This window comes from Pseudomonas sp. NPDC090592, assembly GCF_044769185.1.
In the GTDB taxonomy this organism is placed as follows: Bacteria; Pseudomonadota; Gammaproteobacteria; order Pseudomonadales; family Pseudomonadaceae; genus Aquipseudomonas.
In genome coordinates, this window is record NZ_JBIVXJ010000005.1 from 171,709 (window position 1) to 195,532 (window position 23,824).

25 protein-coding genes are annotated in these 23,824 nt (G+C 62.7%); 15 read left to right on the forward strand and 10 right to left on the reverse strand.

Annotated features, from left to right (window positions below; translation table 11 throughout):
* Positions 1–29: 29 nt before the first annotated feature.
* The 3 genes from ACIQUI_RS06275 to ACIQUI_RS06285 all read left to right on the forward strand — a co-directional run bounded on the left by ACIQUI_RS06275 (position 30) and on the right by ACIQUI_RS06285 (position 2,099).
* The gene (locus ACIQUI_RS06275) at positions 30–884 is read left to right on the forward strand and encodes a LysR family transcriptional regulator (RefSeq protein ID WP_403196201.1); all 855 of its coding nucleotides are present in this window, start codon (positions 30–32) and stop codon (positions 882–884) included.
* A gap of 162 nt (positions 885–1,046) precedes the next feature.
* Complete coding sequence (locus ACIQUI_RS06280) at positions 1,047–1,298, forward strand: hypothetical protein (RefSeq protein ID WP_403196036.1); 252 nt, start codon at positions 1,047–1,049, stop codon at positions 1,296–1,298.
* 81 nt (positions 1,299–1,379) lie between these two features.
* Entirely contained in the window at positions 1,380–2,099 is a 720-nt protein-coding gene (locus ACIQUI_RS06285; protein WP_403196039.1) for a TorF family putative porin, read from the forward strand.
* Here ACIQUI_RS06285 and ACIQUI_RS06290 read toward each other — a convergent pair.
* The 4 genes from ACIQUI_RS06290 to ACIQUI_RS06305 all read right to left on the reverse strand — a co-directional run bounded on the left by ACIQUI_RS06290 (position 2,096) and on the right by ACIQUI_RS06305 (position 4,547).
* The gene (locus ACIQUI_RS06290; protein WP_403196042.1) at positions 2,096–2,968 is read right to left on the reverse strand and encodes a DMT family transporter; all 873 of its coding nucleotides are present in this window, start codon (positions 2,966–2,968) and stop codon (positions 2,096–2,098) included. The two genes, ACIQUI_RS06285 and ACIQUI_RS06290, sit on opposite strands and share 4 nt — an antisense overlap.
* Before the next feature lie 308 nt (positions 2,969–3,276).
* Positions 3,277–3,690: a RidA family protein gene (locus tag ACIQUI_RS06295; RefSeq protein WP_403196045.1), complete on the reverse strand. Its 414-nt coding sequence runs from the start codon at positions 3,688–3,690 to the stop codon at positions 3,277–3,279.
* A gap of 90 nt (positions 3,691–3,780) precedes the next feature.
* Entirely contained in the window at positions 3,781–3,993 is a 213-nt protein-coding gene (locus tag ACIQUI_RS06300; protein ID WP_403196048.1) for a PLDc N-terminal domain-containing protein, read from the reverse strand.
* A gap of 83 nt (positions 3,994–4,076) precedes the next feature.
* The gene (locus ACIQUI_RS06305) at positions 4,077–4,547 is read right to left on the reverse strand and encodes an FAD/FMN-containing dehydrogenase (RefSeq protein ID WP_403196051.1); all 471 of its coding nucleotides are present in this window, start codon (positions 4,545–4,547) and stop codon (positions 4,077–4,079) included.
* Between the two features lie 148 nt (positions 4,548–4,695).
* Here ACIQUI_RS06305 and ACIQUI_RS06310 point away from each other — a divergent pair, with 148 nt between their 5' ends.
* Entirely contained in the window at positions 4,696–5,703 is a 1,008-nt protein-coding gene (locus ACIQUI_RS06310; protein ID WP_403196054.1) for a GlxA family transcriptional regulator, read from the forward strand.
* Between the two features lie 7 nt (positions 5,704–5,710).
* On the opposite strand, the gene ACIQUI_RS06315 is transcribed toward ACIQUI_RS06310, so the two are convergent.
* Both ACIQUI_RS06315 and ACIQUI_RS06320 read right to left on the reverse strand, forming a co-directional pair.
* Positions 5,711–6,382, reverse strand: coding sequence for a TetR/AcrR family transcriptional regulator (locus ACIQUI_RS06315; protein ID WP_403196056.1), 672 nt, complete (start codon positions 6,380–6,382; stop codon positions 5,711–5,713).
* Between the two features lie 92 nt (positions 6,383–6,474).
* A complete protein-coding gene (locus tag ACIQUI_RS06320) occupies positions 6,475–7,359 on the reverse strand; it encodes a hypothetical protein (protein ID WP_403196058.1) in 885 nt (294 codons plus the stop codon).
* A 196-nt stretch (positions 7,360–7,555) separates the two neighbouring features.
* Here ACIQUI_RS06320 and ACIQUI_RS06325 point away from each other — a divergent pair, with 196 nt between their 5' ends.
* From ACIQUI_RS06325 to ACIQUI_RS06345, 5 genes are all read left to right on the forward strand, one after another.
* Positions 7,556–8,536, forward strand: a complete 981-nt coding sequence (locus ACIQUI_RS06325; protein ID WP_403196061.1) for an aliphatic sulfonate ABC transporter substrate-binding protein — start codon at positions 7,556–7,558, stop codon at positions 8,534–8,536.
* 16 nt (positions 8,537–8,552) lie between these two features.
* Positions 8,553–9,944, forward strand: coding sequence for an LLM class flavin-dependent oxidoreductase (locus ACIQUI_RS06330; protein WP_403196064.1), 1,392 nt, complete (start codon positions 8,553–8,555; stop codon positions 9,942–9,944).
* Between the two features lie 106 nt (positions 9,945–10,050).
* Positions 10,051–10,887, forward strand: a complete 837-nt coding sequence (locus ACIQUI_RS06335) for a bifunctional allantoicase/(S)-ureidoglycine aminohydrolase (protein ID WP_391137736.1) — start codon at positions 10,051–10,053, stop codon at positions 10,885–10,887.
* A gap of 90 nt (positions 10,888–10,977) precedes the next feature.
* The gene (locus ACIQUI_RS06340) at positions 10,978–11,577 is read left to right on the forward strand and encodes an START domain-containing protein (RefSeq protein WP_403196066.1); all 600 of its coding nucleotides are present in this window, start codon (positions 10,978–10,980) and stop codon (positions 11,575–11,577) included.
* A gap of 224 nt (positions 11,578–11,801) precedes the next feature.
* On the forward strand, positions 11,802–12,737 hold the full coding sequence (locus ACIQUI_RS06345) for a LysR substrate-binding domain-containing protein (RefSeq protein WP_403196069.1): 936 nt from the start codon (positions 11,802–11,804) through the stop codon (positions 12,735–12,737).
* A 709-nt stretch (positions 12,738–13,446) separates the two neighbouring features.
* Here the strand turns inward: ACIQUI_RS06345 and ACIQUI_RS06350 are convergent.
* Positions 13,447–13,869 carry an Lrp/AsnC family transcriptional regulator gene (locus ACIQUI_RS06350; protein ID WP_012272037.1) on the reverse strand — a complete coding sequence of 141 codons (423 nt, stop codon included), beginning with the start codon at positions 13,867–13,869 and terminating at the stop codon, positions 13,447–13,449.
* A 186-nt stretch (positions 13,870–14,055) separates the two neighbouring features.
* On the opposite strand from ACIQUI_RS06350, the gene ACIQUI_RS06355 reads away from it, so the two are divergent.
* Together ACIQUI_RS06355 and ctlX are read left to right on the forward strand one after the other, a co-directional pair.
* Positions 14,056–15,108 (forward strand): ornithine cyclodeaminase, encoded by a 1,053-nt coding sequence (locus tag ACIQUI_RS06355; RefSeq protein ID WP_403196071.1) that lies wholly within the window; start codon positions 14,056–14,058, stop codon positions 15,106–15,108.
* A 26-nt stretch (positions 15,109–15,134) separates the two neighbouring features.
* On the forward strand, positions 15,135–16,076 hold the full coding sequence (gene ctlX, locus ACIQUI_RS06360) for a citrulline utilization hydrolase CtlX (protein ID WP_403196074.1): 942 nt from the start codon (positions 15,135–15,137) through the stop codon (positions 16,074–16,076).
* Positions 16,077–16,215: 139 nt separating this feature from the next.
* On the opposite strand, the gene ACIQUI_RS06365 is transcribed toward ctlX, so the two are convergent.
* From ACIQUI_RS06365 to pobA, 3 genes are all read right to left on the reverse strand, one after another.
* Positions 16,216–17,097, reverse strand: a complete 882-nt coding sequence (locus ACIQUI_RS06365) for a LysR substrate-binding domain-containing protein (protein ID WP_403196076.1) — start codon at positions 17,095–17,097, stop codon at positions 16,216–16,218.
* Between the two features lie 44 nt (positions 17,098–17,141).
* The gene (ggt, locus tag ACIQUI_RS06370) at positions 17,142–18,932 is read right to left on the reverse strand and encodes a gamma-glutamyltransferase (protein ID WP_403196078.1); all 1,791 of its coding nucleotides are present in this window, start codon (positions 18,930–18,932) and stop codon (positions 17,142–17,144) included.
* Between the two features lie 237 nt (positions 18,933–19,169).
* Entirely contained in the window at positions 19,170–20,357 is a 1,188-nt protein-coding gene (pobA, locus tag ACIQUI_RS06375; protein WP_403196080.1) for a 4-hydroxybenzoate 3-monooxygenase, read from the reverse strand.
* Between the two features lie 172 nt (positions 20,358–20,529).
* On the opposite strand from pobA, the gene ACIQUI_RS06380 reads away from it, so the two are divergent.
* The 4 genes from ACIQUI_RS06380 to ACIQUI_RS06395 all read left to right on the forward strand — a co-directional run bounded on the left by ACIQUI_RS06380 (position 20,530) and on the right by ACIQUI_RS06395 (position 23,780).
* Positions 20,530–21,399 carry a helix-turn-helix domain-containing protein gene (locus ACIQUI_RS06380; RefSeq protein ID WP_403196083.1) on the forward strand — a complete coding sequence of 290 codons (870 nt, stop codon included), beginning with the start codon at positions 20,530–20,532 and terminating at the stop codon, positions 21,397–21,399.
* Between the two features lie 186 nt (positions 21,400–21,585).
* Complete coding sequence (locus ACIQUI_RS06385) at positions 21,586–21,984, forward strand: MerR family DNA-binding transcriptional regulator (protein ID WP_403196086.1); 399 nt, start codon at positions 21,586–21,588, stop codon at positions 21,982–21,984.
* Positions 21,985–22,003: 19 nt separating this feature from the next.
* Positions 22,004–22,903 (forward strand): hydroxymethylglutaryl-CoA lyase, encoded by a 900-nt coding sequence (locus tag ACIQUI_RS06390; RefSeq protein ID WP_403196089.1) that lies wholly within the window; start codon positions 22,004–22,006, stop codon positions 22,901–22,903.
* Between the two features lie 637 nt (positions 22,904–23,540).
* On the forward strand, positions 23,541–23,780 hold the full coding sequence (locus ACIQUI_RS06395; protein WP_403196091.1) for a DUF3203 family protein: 240 nt from the start codon (positions 23,541–23,543) through the stop codon (positions 23,778–23,780).
* Positions 23,781–23,824: the final 44 nt, after the last annotated feature.

Consider the following 23,824-nt stretch of genomic DNA (forward strand, 5'->3'; position numbering starts at 1 on the left):
ACTTCGCTATCATCGGTTTTATCAATACCATGCGCTACTCACCTGAAGCTCTGGTTGCCTTTGTCGAAGCCGCATCGCTGGGTTCGTTCTCTGCTGCGGCGCGCAAATTGCGCAAAAGCCAGTCCACTGTCAGCATCGCCATCGCCAACTTCGAGGCTGACATAGGCTGCCCGCTGTTCGACCGTGGCGGCCGCCACCCCACGCTGAACGAGGCTGGCCGCCAGGTACTGAGCCATGTCGAAGCAATTCTCGATGCCAGCGCCCAGCTCGATGCCCTGGCGGTGCGGCTGGCTGAAAATGTCGAGCCGCTGGTCTCGGTAGTGATGTCGGACAGCTACAGCGTCACCTTCCAGGGCGCGGTGATGGCCCGGTTCGACCAGCACTACCCGCATACCGAATTGCGCTGCGGCCCTTCGGAAGATGCCGATGTGATCGAGTTGATCCAGCAGGGCCTGGCACATATCGGCATTCTTGCGACACAGCCGCGCTACCCCGCCGACGTTGCCGTGGCGCGCTTGCCCGAGCAGGCGGAGTTTGCTGTGTACGTGGCCAGCGGGCACCCACTGGCGGGCCTTGAAAAGGTGCAAGCGCACCACCTGGAAAACGCGCGGCAGCTGTACATCAAGACCTATGCCCCCAGCCTGCACCAGGGCCGCGGCCAGGCCTGGTCGGCGCCGGACTACCTCACCCTGCTGGAGTTCGCCGTGCGCGGGTTTGGCTGGGCGGAACTGCCCAGGGCGCTTGTGGCACGGTTCGGGCACGAGCTGGTGGAGTTGCAGATACCGGGTTACCCGCGCCGGGTGGATATGGATGTGGCCTGGTCGAGCCGGCGGGCGTTAGGGCCGGCGGGGCAGTGGCTGGTCAGGCAGATGCTGGGGCAGTAGCCCACCTTCACGCCCCTGTGCACCCAAACGCAATATCCAGTACACCCAGCCCAGTTCATCGATAGTCACTATCGAAGCAGGCAATTTCTGCTAGGCGCCTTGGCCGAATAACCTTGCTCCATCAACTCGCCGCCCAAGACCCCGGCCCCTGGAGCTACCCCGATGAACACCCTGGCCCGCCTGCTGACCGCCACCTTTGCCGTTTTCGCCATCGCTGTCATCAGCGGCTGTGCCAGCCACCCTGAGCTGCGCCCGTTTACCGCCGAAGAAACCCGTCAGCTGCAGCTGGAAGCGTTGCAGCGCCGTGGCCTTTCCCTGGACGACTATGAGCAGCAACGGCGGGTGATCCAGCGTGCAGGCAACCTTCCAGTGGTCACCGAAGCCGCCGACGCAGACCGTTCGACCAAAGGCTGAGTGGCGCAGGCAGCGGTTCCCTCCCTTTACCCACACGGGTATGCTCTACCGCTCAATCGCAAGCCTTGCAGGACGCACACCTTGACCAGGCCCTTTCTGTTGCTGAGCGCTGCACTGCTGTTCAGCCCTATGCTACTGGCCCAGCAGATCAAACGCGAACTGGGCAGCTTCGACTTCACGCTCGGCACCACGCCTTCGCGCACCATGGCCCAAGGCCTTATCTCACCCAGTGCGGTCGGCGCCTTCCATGGTGGGCTGGACTTCAGCCACCCCAGTGGCTGGTACCTGGGCCAGTACGCACCCAGCATGGGCGTTACCCCCAACTCGACCCTGCGCCTGGACAGCTACCTGGGCTACAAGCACCATTTCGACAGCAGCCTGGGCTACGAGGTGGGGTTGATCCATTACAGTCAGCCGAATATTGCAGGCCCCGACAGTTATGCCCTGTACGGTGGCATCTCGGTGCTGGGCAGCCGCTTCGGCGGCGCGTTGCGCGATAACCCCGACAACCGCACCAGCACCCTGTTCGCCGACTTTGGCCAGCTGCCGCTGTTCGATGTCGACCTGACCGTAAAGCTTGCCCATCACCAGCTGGGCACGCCGTTCACCATTGGCGATGGCAGCCAGGTGAATGCCTTTTCCGATTGGTCGCTGGAGCTGTCACGGCCCTGGCTTGGCATCGACCTGAACCTGATCTACAGCAACTCCAACCTCAGTGGCGGCGGTTGCGATGCGTATTCGGGTTTCAACACCTATTGCGACAGCGTGGTCACACTCAAGGCACAGCGCAGCTTCTTCTAGCGCCGTGGTAGCAGCGCCAGGGCAATACCGCCAAGCACCACCACGCACGCGATCAGCAAGCGCAACGACAAAGGCTCACCAATCAAGGCCACACCGCCCAGTGCGGCAATCACCGGCACACTGAGCTGCATGGTCGCAGCCTGCTGCGCGCTGACTTGCCTGACCACGCCATACCATACTGCGTAACCCGCGCCAGAAGCCAGCACGCCGGACCCCAAGGCATACAACACGCCAAGCGAGGTAAGGTGTGGGCCAGTGCCCAGCATCAGCATCGGTAGCAGCAGTACCAGGCAAGGCAGGCTACGGGCAAAATTGCCGGCGGTATCCGCCACTGGCCTGGGCGAACCTTTGCCTAGCAATGTGTAAACACCCCACGCCATGCCAGACAGGGCCATCAGCAAGGCACTGGCCAAGGGTGGTGCGGCTGCACCAGGCAACAACAGCACCAGCAGCCCGGCAAAGGCGATCAGCATGCCCAGCAGCATGCGGGCGGTGATGCGTTCACCCTTGTACCAGGCAAAGCCGAACATGGTGATCTGTACCGCACCGAATAGCAGCAGGGCACCGGCCCCTGCGCCCAATTGCAGGTACGCCGCAGAGAACAGGAATGCGTACAGGAACAGCGCCAGGCCACCACGCCAGCTGCCGCCCATGGCCAGCGCGGGGTTGCGCAGGCGGATCAACAGCAGCAGGAACAATGCACCACTGGCCAGGCGCACCACGGTGAACGAGGCCGGATCGATGGCGCCGTCCTTCAACGCCAGCCGGCAGAACACCGAGTTGGCGGCAAAGGCTATCAGGCTGAAGAGTGCAGGCCAGAGCGAGGCCTTGGCCTTATGATCGGTAAGCGTGGTGCTGCCGGTGCTCATGGTGTGGTCACCTCTGAGGGGAGTTTGTTGTTATAGCGGCAATGTAGTCAGGACTGGCGCCGATATACAAGCGACTTCCCCAAGATACATCTGCGACTGGCTGAAGCTCCCACAGCTACCGCGTTAACCCAAAGCTTGCGCAATCCCTGTGGGCGCGGGCGTGTCGAGGCGTCGAACCGCCGCGAAGCAGGCGACGCGGTGGATGGCACCGGCTTTGCCGGTGTTCGCGGGCGCGCCCGCTCCCACAGGGATCGCGCCAGCTTTTAGAAGTTGAGCAAGGCAGTTGCCACCACAGGGTATCTGGCCCTTTACCCCATCGCGGCGATTGCCTCGATTTCCACCAGCATGCCGTCCAGCGCCAGGCGGGGTACCGGGATCAGCGTGCAGGTCGGTTTCATGTGTGGGCCCCAGGCGCGGTCAGCCTCGGACACCCACTGCCGCAGGCGCTCCTCGGAGTGCTCGACAATCAGCAAGGTCAGCTTGAATACCTGAGCCAGACTGGCGCCCTTGGAAGCCAGGGCCAGTTCCAGGTTGGCCAGCGCCTGGCGCGCTTGTTCTGCGAACACTGGCGACAGCTGGCCATCACTGCCTTCCCCGCCCTGACCGGCGATGTACAGCAGCCGGCTGCCGGCGCGCACCTCGGCGACATGGGAGTAGGCATTGCCAGCCGGGTCGTACAGCCCTTCGGGGTTGCTCAGCTGAAATGCAGTTGGATTGGTCACGACACGCCCTCGTTCAGATGAATGAGTGACGAAGTATCGGACCTTGAGTTAACTCGAGGTCAAGCGCGGGGAACGCCCGCGCCTGTACTGTCATTTTTCCTGCAGTACAGCCCTGCCCTTCACTGCCCGAGGCCCGCGCCAGGCCCAGAACAGCAACCCGGGGAACGGTGCATAGACCACGAAGATGATCCACAGCATCTTGCGCTCGGCGCGCCGGTCACTGCCGATGATGTGCCAGATGGCCCAGATTTCCAGCAGGATGACCAAGGCCGCAATAATGATCCAGACCGTTCCGATTTCCATGAGCGCTCTCCCATTTGACATGTATTGGGTTGGGTTACTGCCAGCGCTGAGGGTTCAGATTGATTTGGCCAACTGCTTGGCTCTCAACGCTGCCGGGCGCTCCCCAGCGCCGCCTTCAACGCCGCCGCATCGGTGAACGCCCGCTGGCTCACCAACACGCCCTGCTCGACCTGCAACCACTGCACCTGGCCATCCTGCCCTGGATAACGGCCGGCGACACGCCCGTCACGGTCGAGCAGCACTCGGTAAGTGTAATCGCGCATTGCAGGGATCGCGAACAGCTTGCTGATCAGCGCCGGCATGCGCTGGATATCGGCAACGAACACGGCATCACGCGCCTCAAGGTAGCCCTTGGGCTGCGCAGCCAGCGCCGCCTTGACCAGTTTTGCGCCGTCCATGTCGCGGGCTACCAGCAAAATGTGCGTGTCGGCACTCAGGCTGTAGGCCTGGTCGTGCTGGTCGAGCAGCGTCCACGGGGCCAGTTTCCCTCCCGGTTCCAGGGCATTGGCCAGCAGCGGCAACAGGCTGAGCAACAGGGCAATGGCGTATTTCATCAAGGGCGTCCTCAGTCACAGGGGGTAAAGCATCAAACCACGCAGGTTGCCTGAACACGACCTGAAATACGACACGCCCACCGGGAAGATTGTCTTTCCCCCGGCCAGCCGCCACACTCTGCGGGCCAGCCAGGAAGCGGAGACCAGAGTGCCCACGCCACGTCAGTTCAGCAAGAAGACCAGCACCAGCAACATGCTGCGGCTGAAATCCACCAGCGCCAACGCCCAGGCACCTTATCGCGTCGATTTCGTCCTGCTCGAACATTTCTCCATGGCCAGTTTTACCGTGGCCATGGACGTACTGGTCACCGCCAACCTGCTGCGCGCCGACAGCTTCCAGTTCACCCCGTTGTCAATGCACGGCGATCGCGTGCTCAGTGACCTTGGGCTGGAGCTGGTGGCCACCGAGCTGTCTGCCGAAGCGTTGAAGGAGCTGGACCTGCTGGTCATCTGCGGCGGTTTGCGCACCCCACTGAAGTACCCGGAACTCGACCGCCTGCTGGACGACTGCGCCGTCCACGGCATGGCCCTGGGCGGTTTGTGGAACGGCGCCTGGTTCCTTGGCCGCGCCGGGGTGCTGGACGACTACGGTTGCAGTATCCACCCCGAGCAGCGCGCCAGCCTGTCCGAGCGCAGCCCGCAAACACGCATCACGCCGGCCAGTTTCACCCTCGACCGTGACCGCCTCAGCGCCGCCAGCCCCAATGGCGCGATGGAGCTGATGCTGGGCCTGGTGCGGCGGCTGTATGGTGACGGGTTGGCCGAAGGCGTGGAGGAAATTCTGTCGTTCTCCGGGGCCCGCTACCGCCAGGTAGGCCCAGGGGCGAAGAAGTCCATGAGCCTGCACCTGCGCACCATCGTCGAGCTGATGGAGAACAACCTCGAGGAAACCCTCAGCCTCGACCAATTGGCAGCCTACAGCGGCCGCTCGCGCCGGCAGATCGACCGCCTGTTCCAGGCCCAGCTGGGTACTTCGCCGCGGCGCTATTACATGGAGCTGCGCATAACCAAGAGCCGTCGGCTGTTGCAGTACTCCGACCTGTCGGTGATGGAAGTGGCGGTGGCCTGCGGGTTTGTCTCGGTGTCGCACTTCAGCAAGTGCTATGCGGCGTACTTCGGCTACCCGCCGTCGCGCGAGCAACGGCTGGGCGAGTGAGCAGTGCTCAGGCGCAGATATAGCGCAACACGGCGTCACAGATCATGGCTTTGTGGCGCTGCTTGACCTGATCATCAGACAGGTCGATCTGGAAGATCTCGCCAAAGGTATGCCGGTTCGATACACGATAAAAACAGAACGAGCTCATCAGCATGTGCAGGTCGATCACCTCGATGCCTGCACGGAATACACCTTCCTGTACACCACGGCGCAGGGTGTTGCCCAACGCTTCGAGCACCAGGCTGCTCATCTCGCGAATTGCCGGTGACTGCTTGACGTACTCGCCATAGTGAATGTTTTCAGTGCAGATGATCCGCACGAAATCGACGTTGCGGTCATGGTGATCGAAGGTGAACTCCACCAGCCTGCGGATCGCCTGCTCGGCCGGCAGCGACTCCAGGTCCAGGCTTTGCTCGGTCTTGCGGATATCACCGTACAGCTTGATCAGGCACTCGCAGTACAGCTGCTCCTTGCTGCCGAAGTAGTAATAGATCATGCGCTTGGAGGTGGCCGTGCGCTCGGCGATGGCGTCGACGCGGGCGCCGGCCAGGCCTTGCTGGACGAACTCGTTGATGGCCGCCTGGAGGATGTCCTCGCGCGTTTTTTCGGGGTTGTTCTTGCGCGTTTTGCGCCCCCCTACGGTTTCAGGCTGGCCAAGGCCGACTACGGAATCACTCATACCCACTCACAGGCTGTTTATTGGAATGAGGGGGATTATCCGTGAGCGCGGTCATGCAGGGAAGCACGCTGTTGGTCGAGTAGCGATCGGGGTCAGTCACGCTGGGCGGTGCTGCGCTCCAGGGGCGGGGTCAGGTGCAGCACGCGGTTACGCCCGCCCTCGGCCAGCAGGTAGCCGCCCTTGCCGTCCGCCACGATCGATTGCGGCGCCTTGAGGAAGGTCAGCACGGTGTGCTGGACGCCATCAGGGTCGACCCGCAGCAGCCGCGCACGGTGGGTATTGTCTTCGCTGATCCACAGGCCACGCTGGTCGCAGAACAGGAACGTCGGGTTACGCAGGTCATCCACCACCACCGGGTCCTTGCCATCGTCGGACAGGGCGCGAACCTTGCCATTGGCCTTTTCGGTGTAAAGCAGGCGACCGTCGCTGCAACGGGTAAGGCCTTCAGTCTCGGTCAGGCCGGAACGCAGCACATCAAGCTGCCCGCTGTTCCAGTCGTAGCGCATCAAACGGCCGTTGCCCTTGCGGTCCTCAATGGCATACAGATGGTCGCCGTCATTCCACAGGCCTTGCACGCTTTCACCCTCGAACAGGTGCGTTACCTGGCCGTCGCGGGCCAGGCTCACAGGTGCCTGGCCACCTTCCTGGCTGAACACCCAACCCCCCTGTGCAGCGACCATGCCATCGGGCTTGGACAGGTTGTCGATCACCACCACCCGGTCCCCTGCTGCAGTGATCTTGAGGATGCTGCCACGCTCATCGTCCAGCTCGCGGCTGACCAGCAGGCTGCCATCCGCTTGCGGCAACAGCGAGGCGGCCTTGGCCACATCGCGGTGCAATACCTCGACATCCCAGCCTGAGGCAGCCTGAACCGGGTAGAAGCTCTGCCAGGCAAAAAAGCCCAACGTGGCGGTGAGCAGGCCGGTGGTGGCGGTCAGGGCGATGCGGGTGCTGCGCTTGCGCAGGATGTGCGGCATGTAAGGGCTCCTCGGGTGTGCCGGGATGCTAGCAAGCGAATGTGAAAAAAATGTCGAAAAATGCAGACCATTACAAAACAAAAGGATATAAAAATAACAAAACAATCTAACAAACAGGAATATATAAATTGAAAGCCAAACGCCACCTCCTTAGTCTGGGCCCATCGCTTTCCACCCGGCTTCAAGGAGCAACCCCATGCCAACCCGTGCTTTCTCCCCGCTGCGCCGCTTGCTGATCGGCGGCCTGCTGGCCAGCGTCGCCAGTGCCCTGCTGCCTTGGTCCGAAGCCTTGGCCGACGATGCCAGGACCTTGCGTATCGGCTACCAGAAGTTCAATAGCATCAACATCCTCAAAGGCAGCGGCGCGCTGGAGAAGGCCCTGGCACCGCAAGGTGTGAAGGTCAGCTGGCACGAATTCGCCGCCGGCCCGCAGTTGCTCGAAGCCCTGAGCACCGGCGCCATCGACCTTGGCCACGCGGCCGATGCCCCGTCGGTATTCGCCCAGGCCGCTGGCAAACCCGTGGTCTACCTGGCCGCTGAGCAGCCCTACCCCCGCGGCATCGGCCTGGTGGTACGCGAGCAGGATCACCTGGCCGGCGTGCAAGACCTGAAAGGCAAGCGCGTGGCCACCGGCCGCGGCTGGAATGCCCAGTACCTGCTGGCCGTGGCGCTGGAGCAGGCAGGCCTCACCTACAACGACATCACCCCCGCCTACGTCAACAATGCCGCCGATGCCGTGGCGGCGTTGCAATCGGGTAGTGTCCAGGCCGTGACCCTGTGGGACCCGTTCCTCGCCGCAGCCGAAAGCCAGCCAGGCCTGAAGAACCTGCGTGACGGCAGCGGTTTGTCCAACAACCGCACCTTCTACCTGTCCACCGCCAGCTATGCCGACCAGCACCGTGCGCTGCTGAAAACCTTCTTCACCGAACTGGGCAAGGTCAGCCAATGGGCCAACGCCAAGCCTGCCGAAGTTGCCGCACTGCTGGCCCCACAACTGGGCATCAGCGCCAACGTGCTGGAAGTGGCCAGCGAACGCCGCAACTACAACGCCGTGGCCATCACCCCGCAGATCGTTGCCGAACAACAGAAACTGGCCGACACCTTCCAGGGCCTGGGCCTGATCCCGCACAAGCTGCAGGTGGCCGATGCGGTCTACCCGGCTTCCGTGTTGCCTTGAGTGGAGCGCAGTCACCATGCCCCGCACGATCCGCTTCAACGCCTTCAGCATGAACGCCGCCAGCCACCAGTCCCCTGGGCTGTGGCGCCATCCACGCAACACCAGCGTGGCCTTCAACCGACTGAGCTACTGGACCGACCTGGCCCGCCTGCTGGAGCGCGGCCTGTTCGACGCCCTGTTCATTGCTGATGTGCTGGGCATTTACGACGTGTACCAGGGCGGCCCCGAAGCCGCCCTGCGCGGCGGCGTGCAGGTGCCAGTCAATGACCCGCTGCTGCTGGTGCCGGCCATGGCCGGGGTTACCGAACACCTGGGGTTTGGCGTTACCTTCTCGCTGACCTACGAACACCCCTATCCTTTCGCCCGGCGTATGTCCACGCTCGACCACCTGAGCAATGGCCGGGTCGGCTGGAACATCGTCACCGGCTACCTCGACAGCGCCGCACGCAACCTTGGCCTGGCCCGCCAACTGGGCCACGACCAACGCTACGATCTGGCCGAGGAATACCTGCAGGTGCTGTACAAGCTGTGGGAAAAGAGCTGGGACGACGACGCCGTGCTGCTGGAGCGCGACAGCGGGCGCTACATCGAGCCAACCCGCGTGCACCCCATCAACCATGCTGGCGAGCACTTCCAGGTGCCGGGCATGCACCTGTGCCAGCCTTCACCGCAACGCACCCCGGTGCTGTTCCAGGCCGGTGCCTCGGCGCGCGGCCAGCAGTTCGCGGCCCGGCACGCCGAGTGCGTGTTCATCAGCGGGCCGACACCCACGGTGCTGCGCCGTTACGCCGACGGCATCCGCCAAGCCAGCGAGGCCGCCGGGCGTGGCCGTGAGGACGTACTGATCTATGCCCAGGCGTTGCTGATCGTCGCCCCTACCCGGGAAGAAGCCGAAGCCCGTTTCGCCGAGTACCGCCGCTATGTCGACCTGGACGCAGCCCTGGCGCTGCTGTCGGGCTGGACCGGCATCGACTTCGCCGGCCTGGACCCCGATGCACCGATCGAATACGTCGAAAACGATGCCGGCCGCGCTGCCCTGGCCGCCTTCACCGCCGCCGATCCCGACCGCCGCTGGACCGTGCGCGAGGCTGCCGGGTTTGTTGGCCTGGGTGGTCGCGGGCCGGTGCTGATCGGCTCAGCCAGCGAGGTTGCCGACCAGCTCGAAAGCTGGCTGGACCAGACCGGCATCGACGGTTTCAACCTGACGTATGCCGTGCAGCCGGACGACCTGGCCCAGGTGGTCGAGCTGTTGGTGCCCGAGCTGCAACGCCGTGGCCGCTACCCGTCGAGCTACACCGAGGGCACCCTGCGCCACAAGCTGTTCGGCCAAGGCGACCAGTTGCCGGAGCAGCACGTTGGACGCCAGGTCGACATTCAGCGATCAAATACCGGGTATTCCAACATTTAATTTGTGGATGGCATGCGCTCGACCCTATCCTGTCGCCACATCCCCTGCGCCGCACCGGCCGGTGCGGTTCACGGCATGGGGAGAGAACAACAAGTCGAGATCGTCCATGTCGAACCATTCGTACTTCGCCCCCCACGGTGGGCACCCGGCTCAAACCGAGCTGCTGACTGACCGTGCCATGTTCACCGAAGCCTATGCCGTCATCCCTAAAGGCGTGATGCGTGACATCGTCACCAGCCACCTGCCGTTCTGGGACAAGATGCGCATGTGGGTCATCGCCCGCCCGCTGACCGGCTTTGCCGAAACCTTCTCGCAATACATCGTCGAACTGGCCCCGGAAGGCGGCAGCGAGCGCCCTGAGCTGGACCCGAATGCCGAAGCCGTGGTGTTCATCGTCGAAGGCGAACTGGACATCACCGTCGAAGGCAAAAACCACACCCTGGTACCGGGCGGCTACGCCTTCCTGGCCCCGGGCGCCGAGTGGAGCCTGCGCAACAACAGCAAGTCCAACGTCACCTTCCACTGGCTGCGCAAGCACTACCAGAAGGTCGAAGGCCTGGACGTACCGGAGTCGTTCGTTACCCACCGCGACAACGCCACCGTCATCGAAATGCCAGGCACCGAAGGCCGCTGGAAAACCACCCGTTTCGTCGACATGGCCGACATGCGCCACGACATGCACGTGAACATCGTCACCTTCCAGCCGGGCGGCGTTATCCCGTTCGCTGAAACCCACGTGATGGAACACGGCCTGTATGTGCTGGAAGGCAAGGCGGTGTACCGCCTGAACCAGGACTGGGTCGAAGTGGAAGCCGGTGACTTCATGTGGCTGCGCGCCTTCTGCCCACAAGCCTGCTACGCCGGCGGCCCTGGCAACTTCAGCTACCTGCTGTACAAGGACGTCAACCGCCATGTGCACCTGACGCTGAACCCTAAGCGCTAAGTTCACGCTGATACCCGCAAGCCCGCCAACCTGGCGGGCTTTCTGTTTGCAGCACATACTCAATTACCCACCCCTTGCGCGGTACCGGCCATGAACCGCTGCCTGCTGCTCGCCGCCCTGCTGCTGTGCACCCCTGCCCTGGCCGCCGATGACTGGAAGCTGGCCTATGACCGCGAAGGCATCCGTGTGTACCTGAGCGACACCAGCGGCACTTCCTACCAGCAGTTCCGTGGTATCAGCACCATGAAGGCCAGTGTGCGTACCCTCACCGACCTGCAAGAGAACCTGCGGGTAGCCTGCAAGTGGCTGTACGCCTGCGACCAGATGCGTTTACTGGACGTGGATGGCGAGAATACCTGGGTCTACCTGACCACCAACCTGCCCTGGCCGACGATGCCGCGGGACATTGTGCTGAAGGTGACCAGTGAACGGCTGGATGACGGCACGCTGCTGCGGCACCTGAGCGCCGAGCCCGACAGGATCCCCAAGGTTGACGGACTGATCCGGGTGCAGCACCTGAGCGGTGAGTGGCGGATGAAGCCGCTGGGGGAACGGTTGACCGAGGTGACCTATCAGTTGCAGGCCGACCCGGCCGGGGATGTACCGGGGTGGCTGGCCAACCGGTTTGTGGTGGATGCGCCGGTGGTGACGCTCAGGACCTTGCGGGCCGTAGCCGAACGTCAGCCCTGAAGGCACTAGCCAGTACCCTCCAGAGCAATCGAAAAACGATGCGCAAGGCGATGCGGTCAGGGTGGGAGCGGGCGCGCCCGCGAATCAGGAAATGCGGTGGATGGCACCGGCTTTGCCGGTGTTCGCGGGCTCGCCCGCTCCCACAGAGCTACCGCCATGATGCTTTTTCTGCCACTGTGCCCGCGCGGCGCGGACCAGCGCGCCGCGCCTTGCCAGGACGTCGCATGAAAACACAAGAAAACGGCAACACACATAAAGGCTATCGGCGCATCATTTCATCGATGACCGCGCTGCTCGAATTCGAAGCGGTAGCCCGTCACAACAGCTTTACCCAAGCCGCCCAGGAACTGGGCGTGACCCAGGCAGCCGTGAGCAAGCAAGTCAGGCTGCTGGAAGAAAACCTCGGCCGCCAGCTGTTCCAGCGCCTGCACCGCGGCATCCGCCTGACCAGTGAAGGTCAGGCGCTGTACGCAGTGATTTCCGAGTCCATGCAGAAGATCGCCTCGGTGTTCGACCGCCTCAGCGAAGGCGACAGCGAGCAGGAGCTGGTGCTCAGTTCCACCGCCACCTTCTCCCAGTTGCGCGTGATGCCGCGCCTGGGCAACTTGCGCAGCGCCCTGCCCCAGGTGCGCCTGCGCCTGGCCACGCAGATGTTTACCGGCGACCTGCGCAACCACGATGTCGACCTGCTGGTGCGCTTTGGCAATGGCCGCTGGGAAGACGGCATTGCCCTGCACCTGTTCGATGAAGAGATTTTCCCGGTGTGCTCACCGGCGTGGCTGGCGCGCAACCCGCAGCCGGAATCGTTGGAGGCACTGTACCGTGCCGACCTGCTCGATGCCGACGCCACTACCGAAGGCTGGATGACCTGGCCCACCTGGTTCCGCGCACTGGGCGGCAACCCGCCAAAACTGCACTACAACCTGCGTTGCCAGTTGTACACCGACACCATCCAGGGCGCATTGCACGGGCATGGGGTGGCATTGGGTTGGGGGCGCATGCTCGACCACCTGCTGGCCTCCGGCGAACTGGTACGCCTGACTGACCTGGTGGTGCGGCCGCGTGAAGCGTACTACCTGATAGTGCCCCACGGGCGCACCACCACCCCGACGATCCTGGGGCTGGTGGACTGGCTGCGCGACAACCAGCCCGGCAGTTGAACAGGTAATTGGGGCCGCTTTGCGCCCCATCGCCGGCAAGCCAGCTCCCACAAGTCAAGACCTGCGCTGGACCTGTGGGAGATTCCATGGTTTGTGGCGATGGCTTCAGGTTTACCAAGTGCTCGCCGTAGCATCTTCAGCGCCTGTGGGATCGAGCGCCGCGCGGGCGGCGCTCGATCTCACAGGCGCTGCATATCTTGTGGCCAACACCTGTCAGCCCTGATGCAATCCTGTGGGAGCCTGGCTTGCCGGCGATGGGCTGCGCAGCAGCCCCATTCGACTGCTCATGCGCGTGCGGATTCTGTCGGCAGTAAGCGAAATAGGACAGCAAAATCAGCGACCACGTAACGATGATCATCACCGCGGAGATGGTCGACTCTTATTCTTTTTTGTAAAACATCCACGCCCCGCACCGCACCAACAAGTTGGTACCAAGGTGCAGACTGCTTGTCATTGAAATGATGTAAGCGCAGAAAACAACAAAGATTGAAACTAATGCCCGATGCAACTTCGCAGCGGACTTTCTTATTCTAGAACGCACCGTCGGTTAGTGCGCCTTAAACCGCCCCGCGAAAGCCGTTTCATTCTGCCAGTGGCTGCGGTCAAGCGGAACGCTACAGAATGCACACCACTCACGCTATTTTGTGCAGTGTGGAAAGCCCGGGTGACAGTTTGCGCAATGCGCCTGTCAAAAGGCCTGACCCGGCGGTCACATCTTGTAGGTCGAAAGCAGGATGCTGGTCTCGGTATTCTCGATGTGCGGGATGGAGCGGATGGTGTTCAGCGCCCGGTCGAAGGCTTCCAGGGTGTCGGCGCGCAACTCTGCCATCAGGTCCCAGCGGCCATTGGTGGTGTGGATGGCCACCACGTTGGGATGCCCGCGCAGCGCGTGCTTGACCTCTGCGGCGTGGTGGCCGCTGATGCCGATGCTGGTGATCGCCCGCACGCCCTGCTCCAGAGCATCGGAGCGCAGGCGTACCGTGTAGCCAATGATCACGCCCTGCTCTTCCAGCCGGGTGATGCGGTTTTGCACGGTCGCCCGGGCCACCTTGAGCTTCTTCGCCAGGGTCAGCACAGGGGTGCGTGCATTGTCCCGCAACAGCGCAATCAGTTCCCGATCGATAGTGTCCATAAAGCCTGCCAATTAATCAGATTGCTACTTTGGGGTGGCAGATTGTCTAGAAAGTTGATGAAACTGGCAACCTGCATTCTTCCGATTGACGCAACTTTTCAGCAAAATGTTCAACGCCACTTCAACAATCCCAAGCGTGCACCCTGCAATGGCCGGGGTGATAGCGCAATAACAAGGTGCAAGCCCATGACGTATTTCATTGATGTTCCAACCATGTCGGACTTGGTACATGATATTGGCGTAGCGCCATTCATTGGCGAGTTGGCCGCGGCCCTTCGCGAAGATTTCATGCGCTGGCAGGAGTTTGATAAATCCGCGCGGGTTGCCAGCCATTCGCAAGTGGGCGTGATCGAACTGATGCCGGTTGCCGACAATAGCCGCTATGCCTTCAAGTACGTCAACGGCCACCCCGCCAACACCGCTCGCGACTTGCACACCGTAATGGCCTTCGGCGTACTGGCCGATGTCGACACCGGCTACCCGGTGCTGCTGTCCGAACTGACCATTGCCACTGCCCTGCGCACTGCTGCCACCTCGCTGATGGCAGCCCAAGCGCTGGCCCGGCCGAACTCGCGCAAGATGGCACTGATCGGCAATGGCGCGCAAAGCGAATTCCAGGCACTGGCCTTCCACAAACACCTGGGCATCGAAGAAATCGTTGCCTACGACACCGACCCGCTGGCCACCGCCAAGCTGATCGCCAACCTCAAGGAATACAGCGACCTCACCATCCGCCGCGCCGGCTCGGTGGCCGAAGCGGTGAAGGGCGTGGACATCATCACCACCGTGACCGCCGACAAGGCCTACGCCACCATCATCACACCCGACATGCTGGAGCCCGGCATGCACCTGAATGCCGTGGGCGGCGACTGCCCGGGCAAGACCGAACTGCACGCCGATGTACTGCGCAACGCCCGGGTGTTCGTCGAGTACGAGCCACAAACCCGCATCGAAGGTGATATCCAGCAACTGCCAGCGGACTTCCCGGTGGTCGACCTGTGGCGTGTGCTGCGAGGCGAGACCGAAGGCCGCCAGAGCGACAGCCAGGTCACCGTGTTCGACTCGGTAGGTTTCGCCCTGGAAGACTACACCGTACTACGTTACGTACTACAGCAAGCCGAGAAGCGAGGCATGGGGTGCAAGATCGACTTGGTGCCCTGGGTGGAAGACGACCCGAAAGACTTGTTCAGCCACACCCGTGGCCGCGCTGCCAAAAGCCGCATCCGACGCGTTGCCTAACCCTGCTCCCAACCCGGTATTTGCACATGGCATTCCCAACGCGTTCGATTCAAGCCCCGGCAGCAGTGGTCATGGTCAGGCCACATGCCTTCACCCCCAACCCGGAAACCGCAGCCGACAACTCGTTCCAGCGCAACAGCCCCGACATCGCAGCGCAGGCCCTGGCCAACGTGGCGCGCGATGAAGTCACCCAGGCCGTCGGCACGCTGGAGGCCGAAGGTGTACGCGTGCACCTGTTCGACGACTTCGGCGAGCACAACACCCCGGATTCGGTATTCCCTAACAACTGGTTCTCCACCCACCCCGGAGGGCACATCGCGATCTACTCGATGTACTCGCGCAACCGCCGCCGCGAGCGGCGTGCGGACGTGATCGAGATGCTCAAGCAGGAATACCGGGTGCAGGATGTAATCGACTATTCCGGGCTGGAACAGGACGAGTTGTTCCTTGAAGGCACCGGCGCCATGGTGTTCGACCACCTGTCGCGGGTGGCCTACACGGCGCGCTCCAACCGCGCCGACCCTATCGCCCTTGAGCGCTTCAGCACGCATTTCAACTTCGAGCCGATGGTGTTCGACACGGCCGACGAACAAGGCACGCCGATCTACCACACCAATGTGCTGATGTGCGTGGCAACCGAGTTCGCGCTGGTGGGTTTTGGCACCTTCACCAACAAGGCGCGTGCTGAAGAGGTGCGCATGCGCCTGATCGAATCGGGTCGCGATGTGATCGACCTGAGCAACCAGCAGATCAGCCAATTTGCCGGGAACGCCATCGAATTGTCCGGGCGTGACGGGCGCATCCTGGCGCTGTCACGCAAGGCTTTCGACAGCCTGACCGCTGAGCAGCGTCAACGTATCGAGCGCTCGGCCCGGTTGGTGCCGCTGGATGTGCCGACTATCGAGATGGCCGGCGGCTCGGTGCGCTGCATGATTGCGGGGATTCACCTGTCGCCCAGAATCCCCTGATGGTGCTGCAGTTTTGGGGCTGCTGCGCAGCCCATCGCCGGCAAGCCAGCTCCCACAGGGACGCGCATTTCCCATGGGCAGCGCTGTACCTGTGGGAGCTGGCTTGCCAGCGATGGGCCGCAAAGCGGCCCCAGCCCTGTCAGATGCCGCCACTTGCCAGCAACTCTGTCATAACCTCAGCCAAGGCCTTGATCATCACATCCGCCGTCGGCCGATGCACAATGACGATCTCATAGCTGTCAACCTCAGGTAACCCTTGCCCCGCCCCCAACACCCGGTGCTCCCCGGTTGCCGCCCTTGGCGGCAACAGGCTGATGCCCATGCCATCGGCCACTGCCGCCTGAATGCCGCTGAGGCTGGAACTGGTGAAGCTGATGCGCCAGCGCCGGCCCATGCCTTCGATGGCGTTGATCATGTCTTCGCGGTACAGGCCACGCGGCGGAAACGTCACCAGCGGAATCGGGTCCAACTCGAAGGCAGGCGTGCGCGCACTGTCGATCCACTGCAAGCGCTCGGGCCAGCAGGCCACGCCCTCGCGGGTGTTGCGCCGCTGCTTGAGCAACACCAGGTCAAGCTCGCCATTGTCATAAGCCTGGCTGAGGTCGCGGCACAGGCCGCTGGTCACTTCCAGCTTCACCTGCGGGTGCAGGCGGCTGAACGCCGACAGCGCATTGGTGGTACGCCCGCCCACAAAGTCCTCGGGCACACCAAGGCGTACGGTGGTGCCCACCATCGCCCCGGCCAGGGCTTCGAGCATCTGGTCGTTCAGCGCCAGCATGTGGCGGGCATAGCCAAGCAGCGTCTGCCCGGCATCGGTCGGCAGCACGTCACGGTTGCCACGCACCAGCAGGCGATGGCCAACCATGTCTTCAAGGCGGCGCACCTTCTGGCTGATGGTTGATTGGGTCGAGTGCAGGCGGGCAGCCGCCGTGGTGAAGCTGCCGCAATCGGCCACCACCACAATGGCGCGTAGCAGGTCGAGGTCGAACAGGGCTCTATTCGATTTCGCGCTGATAGTCATCTTGGTATTCAACTACTGAATGGCAAGACTGGGTTCTATCACGCCTAGTCGCCAAGGGCCACACCTTCACGCCGCGGATCGGCACCACCCGACCAGCCCGGGCCACTGCGCTGGATGATCTGCATGCCGCTGGTCATGGTCATTGGTGTTACCTCGTGCCCCCAGGCCGCCAGCTGGCGAATCAGCGCAGGGCTCGCCAGCCCCGCTTCAACCTCGGTACCAGCATTGCGGCTGCCGAAGTTGGGCAGGCCGGTGGCCTGCTGCGGGTCGAGTTGCCAATCCAGCAGGCCGACCAGCGCCTTGTTCACATAACCGATAATCTGCGAGCCGCCTGGCGAACCGAGGCTGGCCACCAACTCGCCGGAGCCACGCAAGAATACCAGGGTAGGCGCCATCGCCGACAACGGCCGCTTGCCCGGCTGCACCCGGTTGGCCACGGGCTTGCCTTGTTCCTGCGGGATGAACGAGAAGTCGGTGAGGTGGTTGTTGAGCAGGAACCCCTTGACCATCAGGTGCGAGCCGAACGCGGCCTCCACCGAGGTGGTCATGGCCAGTGCCTGGCCGCTGTCATCCACTGCGCTGAGGTGTGAAGTGGAAATGCGCAGTGGCGAGCGGTCAGGCGCCAAGGCCAGATCAACGCCTTGCGGTTGGCCTGGGCGAGCGCGCTTCATGCTGTATTCGCCGATCTGTGCTGCTCGGCTGGCCAGGTAGCTGGCGTCGGTCAGGGCTTTCACCGGGACCGGCACGTAATCGCTGTCGGCCAGGTATTGCGCCCGGTCGGCATAGGCCAGGCGCTCGGCCTCGGCGATCAGGTGCACGGCCAGCGGCGATGCCTCGAGGCCCGCTGCAGAGCTGTTGGCGAGTGGCCGCAGCGTCGCCAGGTCGCGTTGTGGCGTGATGCGCTGCACCGCTTCGAGGATGCCGAGGGTCTGCAACACCGTTACCCCGCCCGAAGACGGCGGTGGCATGCCGCAGATGCGCCACGCCTTGTAAGGGCCGCACAACGGCTTGCGCTCTTTGGCTTGATATTGCTGCAAGTCCTGCAACGACAGGTAACCGGCATTGGCATGGCTGCGCACCTTGGCCACGATGGCCGTGGCGATTTCACCGGTGTAGAAGGCTTGAGGCCCGTGCGCGGCAATTTGCTCGAACGTTTGCGCAAGTTCGGGGTTGCGCAACGTCGCGCCCACCGCCAGCGGCTTGCCCTGCTCATCCAGAAAGTAGCGGGCCATGGCCGGTGAACGGGCAATGTACGGGTCGCCGGCCACAAGGGTGTGAAGGCGTTCGGAAACCGGGAAACCGTTTCGTGCCAAGGCAATGGCCGGGGCAAAGAGTTGCCGCCAAGGCAGCTTGCCATGCTGCGCGTGGGCCAGCTCCAGCGCGCGCAGCACCCCGGGCACACCCACAGAACGCCCGCCGATCTGTGCCGACCTGAACGGCATAGGTGAACCATCGGCTTGCAAGAACAGCTTTTCCGTTACCCTCGCCGGGGCAGCCTCGCGGCCGTCGAAGGCCTGCACGCGGTTGCCGTCCCAGTAAAGAATGAACGCCCCACCACCAATGCCGCTTGATTGCGGTTCGACCAGGGTCAACACCATTTGCATGGCGATCGCCGCGTCGATGGCGCTGCCCCCGTCACGCAGCATCGCTCGCCCCGCTTCGGTGGCCAGCGGGTTGGCTGCGGCGGCCATATGCCGGTTGGCGTGCACCGGCTGCAGGCCAGTGCGGTAGCCGGAGCCCAGCTCGGGTGGCGTGGGCAACAGCTGCTCGGCACATGCCCACCCACTCGCGATCGCCAGGCACAGCGCGCTCATCAGCGGTGTGGAGAACTTCATCGTTTTGCTTCCTGCCTTGTGTATTCAGCAGACCACTGTCGGTCATGCGCGAACTAGAGTTCAAGAAGCGATGTGTTTTTCTTGATTGCCAGCACGCTCCAACAAAGGTCGCATCAGGGCTCAGGTGCTTGCCACAAGATAGGCAGCGCCTGATAGATCGAGCGCCGCGCGGGCGGCGCTCGATCTCAAACGCGCTGAAGATTCCGAGGCGAGCACCTGGCAACCCTGCTGGCCAGATCAGGCCACTTCTTCGTACGGCAGCCCCACATAGTTCTCGGCAATATTCACCAACCCCGCCGGGGAGTTCAGGAAGTACTCGCGGTCGGCCTCCTGCATCTTCTGGTCCCAGGCATCCTTGTGGCTGCCGAAGTCATGCAGCAACTGGGTCATGAACCAGCTGAAGCGCTCGCCCTTCCATACCCGGCGCAGGGCCAGTGGCGAGTACTGCTGCAGCAGGTCGGTACGCCCTTCGCGGTACACCTTGAGCAGAATGCGATAGAGGTAATTGACGTCCGAGGCCGCCAGGTTCAAACCTTTGGCTCCAGTGGGTGGGACGATGTGCGCCGCGTCACCGACCAGGAACAGATGACCGTACTGCATCGGTTCGACCACCAGGCTGCGCAGCGGGGCGATGCTCTTTTCCAAAGCAGGACCTGTGACCAGGTCAGCCGCTACGTCAGCAGGCAAACGGGCTTTCAGCTCGTTCCAGAAGCGCTCGTCAGACCATTCCTCGACGCGGTCCTGCAAGGGGACTTGCAGGTAGTAGCGGCTGCGTGTTTGCGAACGTTGGCTACACAGCGCAAAACCACGCTCGTGATGGGCATAGATCAGCTCGTGATTGACCGGCGGCGTGTCCGAAAGCAGGCCCAGCCAGCCAAACGGGTAGACGCGTTCGTACTGTTTCAGCACGCCCTCGGGAATGCTTTGCCGCGAAACACCGTGGAAGCCGTCACACCCGGCGATATGGTCGCAATCCACCCGGTGTTGCTGGCCGTCTTTCTCGTAGGTGAGGTAAGGCTTCTCGCCCTTCAGTTCATGTGGCTGGACATTGCTGGCTGAATAAATGATCGGCGCACCGCTGGCTTCCCGGGCCTGCATCAGGTCACGGGTGACTTCGGTCTGGCCGTACACCATCACCGTCTTGCCACCGGTCAGGGCCTTGAGGTCCAGGCGCTGACGGCGCCCGCCAACCAGCAGCTCGACACCTTCGTGCACAAGGCCTTCACGGTCCATGCGCTCGGCTACACCGGCTTCGCGCAGCAGGTCGACAGTGCCTTGCTCCAGTACACCGGCGCGGATGCGGCCCAGTACGTACTCGGGCGTCTGGCGTTCGACAATGACGTTATCGATACCGGCCTTGTGCAGCAGCTGGCCCAGCAGCAGGCCAGACGGACCTGCACCAATAATTGCAACCTGAGTTTTCATTGTTGTTGTCTCTGTTCGGACGATGCCGGCCCTGGACTGGCAGTGGGGCGGCATCTGCTGTTAGGGTTTGCCCTTGCATTTTTACTGGCAGAAACCGCCGGATAAGTGTGCTATTCCATATAAAACCTGCACTTTTACAAAAAACGTTCGATTAGCGGACAGGCCAACCTGCATGAAATCCACCCTCCACGGCGTCCCGTTGTTCAAGCTGTATGGCGAAAACCAGGCCTGGCCCGGCACCGATCTGCTGCACTGTGAGTCGATCCCGGCGCGCAGCCGCCTGCACCACTGGGAGATCAAGCCGCACCAGCATGCCGAGTTGTTCCAGTTGCTGTACGTACAGCGCGGCCAGGCCCAGGTGGAGATCGAGGGCGTGCGCAGCGCCATCGGCGAGGCAGCGATCCAGGTGGTGCCGCCGATGACCGTGCACGGCTTCCGCTTCAGCGCCGATATCCAGGGCTATGTGCTGACCTTCGGCACGGCGCTGGTGGCGAACCTGGAGCAGCGCCTGGGCGCGCCGCTGACGGTGCTGGCAAAACCGGCGTGTTACCCGCTGGGCCGTGATCGCGTGCACCTGCGCAGCCTGATCGGCACCTTGCAGCAGGAGTACCAAGGCAGTGCGCCGGCGCGGGCGACGCTGCTGGAAGCATTGGTGACTGCGTTGATGGTATGGATCAGCCGTCGCCAGCAACTGGGGCAGGCGCCGCGAAACCGGGATGAACGTGACCGGCAGTTGCTGGGGCAGTACTTGCGCCTGGTCGAGGCGCATTACCGTGAGCACCTGTCGGTGGAGGATTTTGCCGCCCGGCTGAATGTGCCGAGCCTGCAACTGAACCAGCTGTGCCGGGCCTTGAGCGGACAGACCGCATTGCAGGTGGTGCATCAGCGGTTGCTGCTGGAGGCGCGGCGTAACCTGATTTACACGCGAATGAGCATCGGGCAGTTGTCGGATAGCCTGGGGTTTACCGACCCGACCTATTTTGCGCGGTGGTTCAAGCGCTTGAGTGGGCAGACGCCCAATGGATATCGCAGGTTTGGCTGAATGATTGCTGTGGCCTGTGCCGGCCTCTTCGCGGGCACGCCCGCTCCCACAGGTACTGCGCAAACTTCATGTGGGAGCGGGCGTGCCCGCGAAGAGGCCGGTACAGGCGACACACATCTACCGCCTGCTTGACGTATACGTCAACCTGCCCTCAGGATACCGGCATACCCCACGCCGAGCCCCAGCATGAGTACCCAGACCTACAGCATCTCCGACCTGTCCCGCGAGCTGGACATCACCACCCGGGCCATCCGCTTCTATGAAGAGCAAGGCTTGCTGAGCCCCGAACGCCGTGGCCTGGAACGTATCTACTCGGCCCGCGACAAGGTCAGCCTGAAGCTCATCCTGCGCGGCAAGCGCATCGGCTTTTCGCTGGCGGAGTGCCGTGAACTGATCGAACTGTACGACCCCACCAGCGGCAACCTCAAACAGCTCAACAGCATGCTGGCGAAAATCGCCGAACGGCGCGCCCAGCTGGAGCAGCAGATGCTCGACATCCACCAGATGCAACTGGAACTGGACACCGCCCAGGAGCGCTGCGAACAAGCCCTGGCCGCCACCCTGAACCACAAAGACAACCGCTGAACGCCACAGGAAACCCGCCATGTCCTTGCCCAAAGAAGTTCGCCTGGTCGAAGTCGGCCCCCGCGACGGTTTGCAGAACGAAGCACAGCCCATCAGCGTCGCCGACAAGGTGCGCCTGGTGGACGACCTTACCGAGGCAGGCCTGGCCTACATCGAAGTGGGCAGTTTTGTCTCGCCCAAGTGGGTGCCGCAAATGGCCGGCTCCGCCGAGGTGTTCGCCGGTATCCAGCAGCGCCCTGGCGTTACCTACGCAGCACTGGCCCCCAACCTGCGCGGTTTCGAGGACGCCCTGGCGGCGGGGGTAAAGGAAGTGGCGGTTTTCGCCGCCGCCTCCGAAGCGTTCTCGCAGCGCAATATCAACTGCTCGATCAGCGACAGCCTGACGCGCTTCGAACCGATCATGGAAGCGGCCCGTAACCACGGCGTACGCGTGCGCGGCTACGTGTCATGCGTACTCGGCTGCCCCTATGAAGGCAAGGTCAGCGCCGGGCAGGTAGCCCCGGTGGCCCGCGCCCTGCACGACATGGGCTGCTATGAGGTGTCGCTGGGTGACACCATCGGCACCGGCACGGCCGGCGATACCCGCCGCCTGTTCGAGGTGGTTTCGGCCCAGGTACCGCGTGAGCAGCTGGCGGGGCACTTCCACGACACCTATGGCCAGGCCCTGGCCAACGTCTATGCCAGCCTGCTCGAAGGCATCAGCGTGTTCGACAGCTCGGTAGCCGGGCTGGGTGGCTGCCCTTACGCCAAAGGCGCGACGGGCAACATCGCCACCGAAGACGTGGTGTACCTGCTACAGGGGCTGGGGATCCAGACCGGCATCGACCTGGACCGGCTGATTGCCGCAGGCCAGCGTATCAGCAGCGTGCTGGGCCGCGGCAACGGGTCGCGGGTAGCACGAGCGCGTAGCGCGCAGTAAGTCACACGGGTGTCACAAAGGTGTGGGCGGAGTGTTACCACCCCCACGTTTTACAGCAGAAAATCGGGTAACAGGGAAACAAATCGACAGAATTTCAGGTCTGGATATTTTGACCAAACTCGCTAAGTGCCTGATTTCAAAGGATTTTCAAAAGTTGGCACGCACCCTGCTATATCTTTGGTACAAGAACAAAAAAAACAACGTGACACCCAATAAAAACAACAGGTAACGGCTCTGACATAACAAGAACAACACGGCAGAGGCGTAGCAAGCAGATCTTTTTGGAGTCGACACGCTTTTCAGGGGTACGCCCCGCGGTCTGGCACAGAATAATAAAACTACCTCAAGGTAGCAGCAGCCAGGTTCGGATCAGTCATGATGAAGGCAGGTCAGCGCTCAAAAAAATACGTTTGCTCTTGACCCCGCATGGGGGTCGCCCGCAACACCAAGGCAGGCTTACAAAAACAACAAAAAGCCCGTCTCAATAATAAAAAAGAGCAAGCAACAACGCTTTGGGGGGAGCTTCGGCTCCCCTTAGTGCTTTCTGGCTCCCGCCTTCCCTCCCCGTTCAGCCTGCCGATGCAGCAATCTGCCTTGTACTGCGGTCCACCCTGTAACCCCACAGGAGGACAACGCCATGCCGGTTGAAATTGAAGAAACCACGCGCCGCTGTACCCTGATCGGCGAAGACGCGCGCATCGAGGGTGATGGCCCGGATATCGAAATCGTCACCGACGAACAACTGCACATGTCAGTGGCCTTGCTCGCGGGCCAACGCGTGCCCATCACCGAAGCCGAGGCCGATGCACTGACCGTGGCGGGTGCGGTGGATAGCCGCAGGCACCTGAAGGCTAGCGTGCCAGGCTCGGTAATCTAAGGGCTGGCGGGGTGCGGGGTACAATCTGATACGGTTTTTATCGC

Bases quoted from the DNA above. Each gene is read 5' to 3' on its own strand.
- ACIQUI_RS06390 (WP_403196089.1), top strand. From the start codon at position 22,004: ATGTCCTTGCCCAAAGAAGTTCGCCTGGTCGAAGTCGGCCCCCGCGAC.
- ACIQUI_RS06385 (WP_403196086.1), top strand. From the start codon at position 21,586: ATGAGTACCCAGACCTACAGCATCTCCGACCTGTCCCGCGAGCTGGAC.
- ACIQUI_RS06325 (WP_403196061.1), top strand. From the start codon at position 7,556: ATGCCAACCCGTGCTTTCTCCCCGCTGCGCCGCTTGCTGATCGGCGGC.
- ACIQUI_RS06365 (WP_403196076.1), bottom strand. From the start codon at position 17,097: ATGACTATCAGCGCGAAATCGAATAGAGCCCTGTTCGACCTCGACCTG.
- ACIQUI_RS06335 (WP_391137736.1), top strand. From the start codon at position 10,051: ATGTCGAACCATTCGTACTTCGCCCCCCACGGTGGGCACCCGGCTCAA.
- ACIQUI_RS06330 (WP_403196064.1), top strand. From the start codon at position 8,553: ATGCCCCGCACGATCCGCTTCAACGCCTTCAGCATGAACGCCGCCAGC.
- ctlX (WP_403196074.1), top strand. From the start codon at position 15,135: ATGGCATTCCCAACGCGTTCGATTCAAGCCCCGGCAGCAGTGGTCATG.
- pobA (WP_403196080.1), bottom strand. From the start codon at position 20,357: ATGAAAACTCAGGTTGCAATTATTGGTGCAGGTCCGTCTGGCCTGCTG.
- ACIQUI_RS06320 (WP_403196058.1), bottom strand. From the start codon at position 7,359: ATGCCGCACATCCTGCGCAAGCGCAGCACCCGCATCGCCCTGACCGCC.
- ACIQUI_RS06355 (WP_403196071.1), top strand. From the start codon at position 14,056: ATGACGTATTTCATTGATGTTCCAACCATGTCGGACTTGGTACATGAT.
- ACIQUI_RS06395 (WP_403196091.1), top strand. From the start codon at position 23,541: ATGCCGGTTGAAATTGAAGAAACCACGCGCCGCTGTACCCTGATCGGC.
- ACIQUI_RS06305 (WP_403196051.1), bottom strand. From the start codon at position 4,547: ATGAAATACGCCATTGCCCTGTTGCTCAGCCTGTTGCCGCTGCTGGCC.
- ACIQUI_RS06280 (WP_403196036.1), top strand. From the start codon at position 1,047: ATGAACACCCTGGCCCGCCTGCTGACCGCCACCTTTGCCGTTTTCGCC.
- ACIQUI_RS06315 (WP_403196056.1), bottom strand. From the start codon at position 6,382: ATGAGTGATTCCGTAGTCGGCCTTGGCCAGCCTGAAACCGTAGGGGGG.
- ACIQUI_RS06300 (WP_403196048.1), bottom strand. From the start codon at position 3,993: ATGGAAATCGGAACGGTCTGGATCATTATTGCGGCCTTGGTCATCCTG.
- ACIQUI_RS06275 (WP_403196201.1), top strand. From the start codon at position 30: ATGCGCTACTCACCTGAAGCTCTGGTTGCCTTTGTCGAAGCCGCATCG.
- ggt (WP_403196078.1), bottom strand. From the start codon at position 18,932: ATGAAGTTCTCCACACCGCTGATGAGCGCGCTGTGCCTGGCGATCGCG.
- ACIQUI_RS06345 (WP_403196069.1), top strand. From the start codon at position 11,802: ATGAAAACACAAGAAAACGGCAACACACATAAAGGCTATCGGCGCATC.
- ACIQUI_RS06340 (WP_403196066.1), top strand. From the start codon at position 10,978: ATGAACCGCTGCCTGCTGCTCGCCGCCCTGCTGCTGTGCACCCCTGCC.
- ACIQUI_RS06380 (WP_403196083.1), top strand. From the start codon at position 20,530: ATGAAATCCACCCTCCACGGCGTCCCGTTGTTCAAGCTGTATGGCGAA.
- ACIQUI_RS06290 (WP_403196042.1), bottom strand. From the start codon at position 2,968: ATGAGCACCGGCAGCACCACGCTTACCGATCATAAGGCCAAGGCCTCG.
- ACIQUI_RS06350 (WP_012272037.1), bottom strand. From the start codon at position 13,869: ATGGACACTATCGATCGGGAACTGATTGCGCTGTTGCGGGACAATGCA.